Source organism: Micromonospora antibiotica, assembly GCF_017599305.1.
In the GTDB taxonomy this organism is placed as follows: domain Bacteria; phylum Actinomycetota; class Actinomycetes; order Mycobacteriales; family Micromonosporaceae; genus Micromonospora; species Micromonospora antibiotica.
The window spans coordinates 21,749-29,488 of the sequence record NZ_JAGFWR010000040.1 but is presented as its reverse complement, the minus strand read 5'-3'; the positions used below and the strand labels follow the sequence as shown (position 1 = coordinate 29,488).

The window sequence follows — 7,740 nt, the reverse complement described above, 5'->3', positions numbered from 1 at the left end:
CGCCGACGCCACCCGACCCGGCGACAACACCCCCCGGATCATGCAAACGACAGGGGCAGAAAGTCATACCGGGCCGGGCGACCGAGGGTCCCCGGCTGGGGACGATCAAAAAGGTAACGGGGGCTGGCGTGCCGGATCCGTCAGGTGTGGCCGGTCAGCCCTTTGGCCGGGTGATGTTGACCATCCAGAAGATCCCGAACTGGTCGATGAACGAGCCGGCCTCGTCGCCCCACACCTGCTTGTTGAGCGGCATCGTCACCGTGCCTCCGACCGACAGCCGCTGGAAGTACCCGCGCAACGCGGGATCGTCGCCGCCGAGATAGAGGGCGACGTTGTTGCCCGGGTGGAACGGCACCCGTTCGGGGACGTCCCAGGCCATCAGGGTGAAACCGTCCGGGGTGGTGAGCACCGCGTGCATGATCTTGTCGGCGGCCATCACGTCGGACGCGCCGTACTCGGTGAACGTGCCGATCTCCAACTCACCGCCGAGGATCTCACGGTAGAACTCCAGTGCCTCCCGGGCGTTGCCGTTGAAGGCGATGTACGGGTTGAGCCGAGCGGTCATCTGCTGCTCCTAGGTGGGGATTCCGCCGCGGTCGATCGTCGGCACCTCGATGCCCAGCGCCCGGAGCTGCTGGAACGGGTTCATGAATTCCCGCTGGCGGCGGATCTTTCCATCGTCCAACTCGAACGAGTGGATGAAGTGGTTGCGGTAGTGCCCGGGCGGGTACGCCGGGTAGCGGATCTGACCCTCGCCGTCGCACTCGACCCAGAACCGGTTCGGGTCCTGCGTCTCGAAGATCTCGACGTTCGTCCACTCCCAGTCGGGGAACATCCGCAGCGACCACTCGCCGTGCGCCCGGAGCAGTTCGTGGCCCTGGGAGGCGACCGGCTGGCCGGTGTCGGTGGTCCACAGGCCGGCGCTGCCGTCCTCGGTGAACAGCAGGTAGCGGGTCAGCCGGTTCTCGCCCTTGCGGCTCATGTAGTCGGTGACGGTCGCGCGGTTGCGGGCCCGCAGGTCCACCTGGTCGGTGAACCCCGGAAGCTGGGTCTCGGTCGTCAACGGAAGTCCCTTCTCAGCCGGTGGCGGTCAGGTCAGAACCGAAGCTCGGGGCGGTAGATGTCCAGCCAGGTGCTCAGGTCGAGCACCCGCTCCATGCCGTTGCGGATCTCGATCGGCAGGGCGCCCGACTCACGGGTTATGCCCTCCAGGTAGGCGCGGTCGACCAGGTTGAACACCGGGTCGTCGGTGGCGAGCAGGTCCCTGCACTGCTGCAACAGGGCGCTCGTGTACATCGGGTCGAGCGTGGCCGGATACGGGGCCTTCACCCGGTCGAGAACCGAACGGGGGAGCAGGTCGGCGGTCGCGGCCCGCAGCAGGCTCTTCTCCCGCCCGTCGAACGTCTTCATCGACCACGGGGTGTTGTAGACGTACTCGACCAGCCGGTGGTCGCAGAACGGCACCCGGACCTCCAGACCGACGGCCATGCTGACCCGGTCCTTGCGTTCGAGCAGCATCCTGACGAAGCGGGTCAGGTGCAGGTAGCACATCTCGCGCATCCGGAACTCGTGGTCGCTCTCGCCGTCGACCCGCTCGATCTCGGTGAGCGCTTCGGCGTACCGGTCCCGGATGTAGCTGGGCAGGTCGAGGGCGGCCGTGATGTCGGCGTTGAACCGGTCCGACACCTGGGCCTTCGCGCCGCTGACGAACACCGCCATCCAGGGGAAGGTCGCCGCGGCCTGGGCCTCCGGTTGGAAGAACCACCGGTAGCCGCCGAAGACCTCGTCGGCGGACTCCCCGGACAGGGCCACCGTGGAGTGCTGACGGATCGCCTGGAACAGCAGGTACAACGAGGTGTCCATGTCGCCGAGGCTGAGCGGACTGTCCCGGGCGGTGATCACCGCCCGTCGGACCGCGGGGTCGGCGATGTCCCGGTGGTTGAGGACCACCGACTCGTGCAGCGAGCCGACGTGCGCGCCCACCTCCCGCGCGTACGGGGCGTCGGTGGTGGCGCGCAGCTCGTCGGCGACGAAGTCGTCCTCGCGTCCGGTGAAGTCCACCGCGAAGCTGCGCACCTTCTCACCGCGTTCGCCGAGCTTGGCGGCGGCGAGGGCGGTGATCGCGCTGGAGTCGAGCCCGCCGGACAGCAGGGTGCAGCGCGGCACGTCGGAGACCAGTTGGCGTTCCACCACGTCCCTGAGCAACGAGCGGACGTTGGCGATGGTGGTCGGCAGGTCGTCGGTGTGTGGGCGGCTCGGCAGCGTCCAGTAGCGGTGCTCGCGCAGCCCGGCGCGGTCGACGGTGACGACCCCGCCGGGTAGCACCTCGTTCATCCCGCACCAGACGGCGCTGCCGGGCGTCTGGGTGAAGCTGACCAGTTCCCGGATCCCCGCCAGGTCGACGGCACGTTCGGCCAGCGGGTTGGCGAGGATCGCCTTGGGCTCGGAACCGAAGAGCACCCCGTCGTCGGTGCGGTAGTAGTAGAGCGGCTTGACGCCGAGCCGGTCCCGGATCAGCACCAGCTTGTCGACCCGGGAGTCCCACACGGCGAAGGCGTACATGCCGTTGAGCCGTTCGGCGACCGCCTCGCCCCATTCCAGGTAGCCGTGCAGCACCACCTCGGTGTCGCTGCGGGTCCGGAAGCGGTGACCGCGGCGTCGCAGTTCGCCGCGCAGCTCCCCGAAGTTGTACGCCTCGCCGCTGTAGGTGATCGTCACGGTGCCGTCGTCGGTCTGCACCGCCATCGGCTGGGTGCCGCCGTCGACGTCGATCACGGCGAGCCTGCGGTGACCGAGCCCGGCGTGCCGGTCCAGCTGGACACCGGATGCGTCCGGACCCCGGCAGGCCATGGTCGCCGTCATCGCGTCCAGGTCGGCCTGGTGTCGCGTGAGATCCCGATCGTACGAGACCCAGCCTGCAATTCCACACATCTCGTCTACCTGTTCCTCTCGAGCGAACTGTCCGGGTGGTCAGGGTTGAAGGCGACCGGACCGCCACCCGGTGCCGTCGCGGTCGAAGCGCAGCCGACGGTGCAACCGGCCCGGGTCGGACTCCCAGAACTCGACCGAATCCGGCTCCAGCAGGTAGGCCAGCCAGGCATCCGGGCGGGGCAACGGCATGCCCCGGTCGCCGAGCCGCCGCGCCTGCTCGCGCAACGCGTCCTCGTCGGTGAGGGGCGCGCTCTGCTGCGACGCCACCGACATCGGGTGGGTGGCGACGGGCCGGGCCGTCCACAGGGCGTCGGCCTCGTCGGCTCCCAGCGGGCCGGTCGGCCCGCCGACGACCACCTGGCGGGCCACCTCCCGCCAGTAGAGGACACCCGACGCCCAGCGGTTCGCCGCCAACTCCCGGCCCTTGCGACTGCCGGAGTGGGTGGCGAACAGCAGTCCGTTGTCGCGCACGGCGAGGACCTGCACCATCCGGGTCGACGGGCGACCGTCGGCGTCGGCGGTCGCCAGCGCCAGCGCGCCGGGCTCGCGGACGGCGTCCGCCCGTGCCGCGTCCAGCCAGCTCCGCAGCAGCCCCATCGGTTCGTCGGGCGGGGTGGCGAAGACATCGACGCCCAACTGCTGTGCCGACGTACTCACGACGGGTTCCGGACCGGTCCGAATGCCAGCCCACGGTCGTCGGACGGTCCGGCGTGCAGCCCTTCCACGATGGCCTCGACCTCGGTCATCATCCGTACGGTGGGCGGGTATCCGATCAGCTCGGTGGCCCGGTTCGGCGGCAGCGGCGCGGTCAGGTCGGCGGTGGCGTCCCACAGCATGACCGCGCCCCAGCGGTTGGTCTCCCGGTCGGAGATCCAGAACTTGAGCCGCATTCCGTGCACCCGCTCCCACGGCTGCACGCCCTCCTCGCGCAGGTAGTGGCGCAGTGAGTCGATGGTCTGGGTGGACTCGGCGAGGTCCCACCAGGAGACGGCGGCCTTCATGCGTTCATGACCTCCTCGATGTGTGTCAGCGATGCCAGCAGGTCGCCCAGCACGCGTTCGCCGTCCTGGGTGAGGACCGACTCCGGGTGGAACTGCACCGAGCTGAAGTGGGCTCCGCGTAGGGCGTGCACCTCACCGGTGGTGGGGTCGTGGCTGACGCGCACCTCGCCCGCCCTGGGACTGTGGAACTGCTCCATCCGCGCGTACGCGACGAAGGAGTTGTAGAAGCCGACCCGTGCCGGGGTGCCGAACAGGTCGATCTCACGTTGGACGCCCTGGTTGGGGATGTCCCGCCGCCGCAGCGGCAGGCCGAGGTGCCGGCACAGCAGCTGGTGGCTCAGGCACACCGCCAGGAACGGGGTACGCCGGGCGAGGAGCTGGTCGATCGCCTCGGTGAGGTGGCTCATCCGTGGATCGGCGGCGTCGCGCGGGTCACCCGGGCCGGGGCCGAGGACGACGAGGTCGTGGGCGTCGAACCCGGGGCGGGTGTCGGCCCGGGCCACCTGCACCGCCAGGCCGAGTGCCCGTAGCTGGTGGGCCAGCATCGCGCTGAAGGCGTCCTCGGCATCGACGATCAGGGCTCGGCGGCCGGCCAGGGCGGGCTGCGGCCGCCTGCGGGTCTGCGCGTCGCTGAGCCAGAAGCTCGCGATCGCCGTGTTGCGGCGGTCGAGCGCCTGCCGGATCAGTGGGTGCCCGTCGAGGCGTTCGCCGATGCCCAACGCGGAGAGCACCCCGGCGGCCTTGGCGTGGGTCTCGGCGACCTCGGCGTCGGGATCGGAGTGCCGGACGAGCGTGGCACCGACACCGACCTCGACGCGGGCGCTGTCGTCGGTCTGCGAGGGACGGATGTCGGCGGTGCGGATCATGATGGCGGCGTCCATGGTCCGTGCGCCACCGGCGTCCCGGCCGATCAGGGCCGCGATGCCGCCGTAGTAGCCGCGGCCGTGCGGTTCGTAGCGGGCGATCACCCGGAAGGCGTTCTCCAACGGGCTGCCCGTCACGGTCGGGGCGAACATGGTCTCCCGGAGGATGTCCCGGGGGTCCAGGCTGCTGGGGCCCTCGATGTTGTACTCGGTGTGCGCGAGCCAGGCCATCTGCCGCAGGAACGGGCCGACCACCCGGCCCCCGCCGTCGCACACCCGGGCCATCATCTTGAGCTCCTCGTCGAGGACCATGTACAGCTCGTCGGTCTCCTTGCCGTCGGTGAGGAAGTCGAGAACCTCCGCCAGGACCGGTCCGGTCCTCGGGTAGCGGTAGGTCCCGCTGATCGGGGTCATCGCCGCCACGCCGCCACGCAGGCTGACGTGCCGTTCCGGGGTGGCGCCCACGAACGTCCGGGTGCCGGTGTGCACGAGGAAGGTCCAGTAGGCGCCGGTCTCCCGGGCGAGCAGCCGGCGGAACAGGCTCAGCGCCGTGCGCGGGGAGTACCCCGTGACGGTGGTGACGTACGACCGCTTGATGACGAAGTTCGCACCGGCACCGGTGCTGATCTCGTTGGCGAGTACCGCACGTACCGTGTCGGCGTAGCTGCCGTCATCGGTGTCGAAGCCGCCGTTGGTGAGGCTGATCGGGTCGTCCGGAAGGTGTTCGAACGCTTCGGCCCTGGTCATCGAGCCCTGTTCGGTCACCGACAGGGTGATCAGCGGTGACCCGTCCATGACGGCGGTGAATCCCCGCTCGGTGATCTGCTGGTGGGGCACCAGCACCAGCGTCTCGTGCAGCGCCTCGTCGTCCGGCCCGGCCTCGTGGAGCGGGGCGTCGGGCAGTGGGACGTCGGCGAGCCGCGCGACGGTGCTGATCCGGCCGGACAGGATCTCCACCCGGTCGCCGCCCACCGACTCGGGGCGGTGCAGCAGGGCGAATGCCTCCCGGCCGGGATCGACGAGCTGCCGGAGCAGGCGGGCCGCGTTCACGGGAAGACCTCCTCCGTGGTGGTGACCACCGCGCAACGCGTGGCCGCATAGTCGAGCGTCAACTGGTGGTGGTCGGCGGAGAAGTCACCGATGGCGTCGGCGACGAGGAAGGGCTGGATGTCGTTGGTGAACGCGTCGAGGGCGGTGGCGAGCACTCCGACGTGCCCGTAGACCCCGCAGACGATGAGCTGGTCGCGACCCTGCCGGCGTAGCCGGGTCAGCAGGTCCGAACGGTGGAACGCGCTGTAGCGCCACTTGGTGAGCACGTGGTCCGCCGGTCCGGGCGCGAGTTCGGTGACGATCTCCCGGTCGCCGGGTTGCCCGCTCATCCCGGGACCCCAGATGTCCTTGAGCAGGCCGCGCTCCTGCTCGGTCATGCCTCCGGGCTGGGCCGTGTAATAGGTCGGCACGCGGAGTTCGCCGCACCGCTGGCGTAACCGGACGCAGTTGCGGACCAGTGCCTCGCGTACCGACGGGTCGAACGGGCCGAGGAAGTAACGCTGCATGTCGTGGACGAGCAGCGCTGCCCGGCTGGCGTCGGGAGTCCACTGCGCGATGCTGACGGGCAGTTCGCCCGTGGTCGGAAGCGGGTAGGCGGCGATCGGTGTCAGGCCCGGCACGGTTTCTCCTCAGCCCGGTTCGTCAGGGGTGACGCCCGCCAGGCGGAGACCACGGTCTGCGCCTGGCGGGGATTGAGCCGCGGGTCGCAGAGCGAGGTGTACCGCAGGCGGGCCGGCTCGCTGCTGTGCCCGTCGTCGAGGCACTCGGTCACGTCGTCGGGGGTCGTCTCGAGGTGTACGCCGCCCGCGACCCCACCTTCGGCGTGCACCGCGATCTGGAACGCGGTGACCTCCCGGAGGATGGTCGACAGGATGCGCGTCTTACGTCCGGTGGCTGCGGTGACGGTGTTGCCGTGCAGGGGATCGACCAGCCAGACCACCGGGTGCCCGGCCGCGCGTACGGCCCGCACGAGCGGCGGTAGCCGGTCGGCGACCACGTCGGCGCCCAGTCGGGCGATCAGGGTGAGGCGTCCCGGTTCCCGTAGCGGATCGAGCCGTGCGCACAGCGCGAGCAGGTCGACGACCGTCATCGTCGGCCCGACCTTGCACGCGACCGGGTTCACCACCTGGGCGAGGAGGGCGACGTGGGCACCGTCGAGCTGCCGGGTCCGCTCACCGATCCACGGCCAGTGGGTGGAGGTGAGCGCGACCCGGCCGGCGCGGTCACGGCGCAGCATCGGCACCTCGTAGTCGAGCAGCAGTGCCTCGTGGCTGGTCCAGACGGGCGCCCCGGCGGCACGGACGGTCCCGAGTTCGCTGAGGGTCCGTCTCGCCGACCGGTATCCCGCGAGCAGCCGCTGCGGGTCGGGCCGGCGTGCCGGGCGGGTCGCCGCAGGATCGTTGACCAGGTGGCCGCGGTAGACGGGCAGGTCGACGCCGTCGACCTGTTCGGTGGGCCTCGACCGTGGCTTGGCGTACTGGCCGGCGATGCGGCCCACCCGGACGACGGGTCGGCCGGTGGCGGCGCTCATGGTGGCGGCGAGGGCGTCGAGCAGGTCCACCTTGCGCCTGACGTGTTCCGCGGTGCATTCCGCAGGGTCCTCGGCACAGTCACCGGCCTGCAGTACCTGGGCGTGCCCGGCGGCGACGTCGGCGAGTGAACTCTGGAACGTGGGAAGTGACTCCGCCTCGATGAGTGGAGGAAGGCTCGCCAGGACGTCGCGGATTTGCGCGACCTGCGCCGGGTCTTCCCATTCAGGTTGCTGCTCGGCGGCCTCGACCGGTGGAACATCGAGTGAGATGGTGTTCACACTCTCTCCCAACCTCGGACATCTCGGCATTCGCTGGTTACTTCGGGTGTGGCCCGTAGCCGATTAGGCTGGCTAATCGGCTACG

General features: G+C 70.2%; 8 protein-coding genes. All 8 read right to left on the bottom strand.

Annotated elements, in window-relative coordinates; all coding sequences use genetic code 11:
• Positions 1-154: 154 nt before the first annotated feature.
• Genes JQN83_RS31935 through JQN83_RS31900 form a run of 8 tightly spaced genes read right to left on the bottom strand, consistent with a single transcriptional unit; the run spans position 155 to position 7,655 of the window.
• Positions 155-565 (bottom strand): VOC family protein, encoded by a 411-nt coding sequence (locus JQN83_RS31935; RefSeq protein WP_208570872.1) that lies wholly within the window; start codon positions 563-565, stop codon positions 155-157.
• A gap of 9 nt (positions 566-574) precedes the next feature.
• Entirely contained in the window at positions 575-1,063 is a 489-nt protein-coding gene (locus tag JQN83_RS31930; RefSeq protein WP_208570871.1) for a PhzA/PhzB family protein, read from the bottom strand.
• 32 nt (positions 1,064-1,095) lie between these two features.
• Positions 1,096-2,931 (bottom strand): asparagine synthase (glutamine-hydrolyzing), encoded by a 1,836-nt coding sequence (gene asnB / locus JQN83_RS31925; protein WP_208570870.1) that lies wholly within the window; start codon positions 2,929-2,931, stop codon positions 1,096-1,098.
• 39 nt (positions 2,932-2,970) lie between these two features.
• On the bottom strand, positions 2,971-3,588 hold the full coding sequence (phzG, locus tag JQN83_RS31920; RefSeq protein WP_208570869.1) for a phenazine biosynthesis FMN-dependent oxidase PhzG: 618 nt from the start codon (positions 3,586-3,588) through the stop codon (positions 2,971-2,973).
• Positions 3,585-3,932, bottom strand: coding sequence for a hypothetical protein (locus JQN83_RS31915; RefSeq protein ID WP_208570868.1), 348 nt, complete (start codon positions 3,930-3,932; stop codon positions 3,585-3,587). The genes phzG and JQN83_RS31915 overlap by 4 nt, the downstream gene beginning before the upstream one ends.
• Positions 3,929-5,845: an anthranilate synthase family protein gene (locus tag JQN83_RS31910; protein WP_208570867.1), complete on the bottom strand. Its 1,917-nt coding sequence runs from the start codon at positions 5,843-5,845 to the stop codon at positions 3,929-3,931. Before JQN83_RS31910 ends, JQN83_RS31915 begins: the two co-directional genes overlap by 4 nt.
• Positions 5,842-6,465 (bottom strand): isochorismatase family protein, encoded by a 624-nt coding sequence (locus JQN83_RS31905; protein ID WP_208570866.1) that lies wholly within the window; start codon positions 6,463-6,465, stop codon positions 5,842-5,844. The genes JQN83_RS31910 and JQN83_RS31905 overlap by 4 nt, the downstream gene beginning before the upstream one ends.
• Complete coding sequence (locus JQN83_RS31900) at positions 6,453-7,655, bottom strand: 3-deoxy-7-phosphoheptulonate synthase (RefSeq protein ID WP_307800000.1); 1,203 nt, start codon at positions 7,653-7,655, stop codon at positions 6,453-6,455. Before JQN83_RS31900 ends, JQN83_RS31905 begins: the two co-directional genes overlap by 13 nt.
• Positions 7,656-7,740 lie beyond the last annotated feature (85 nt).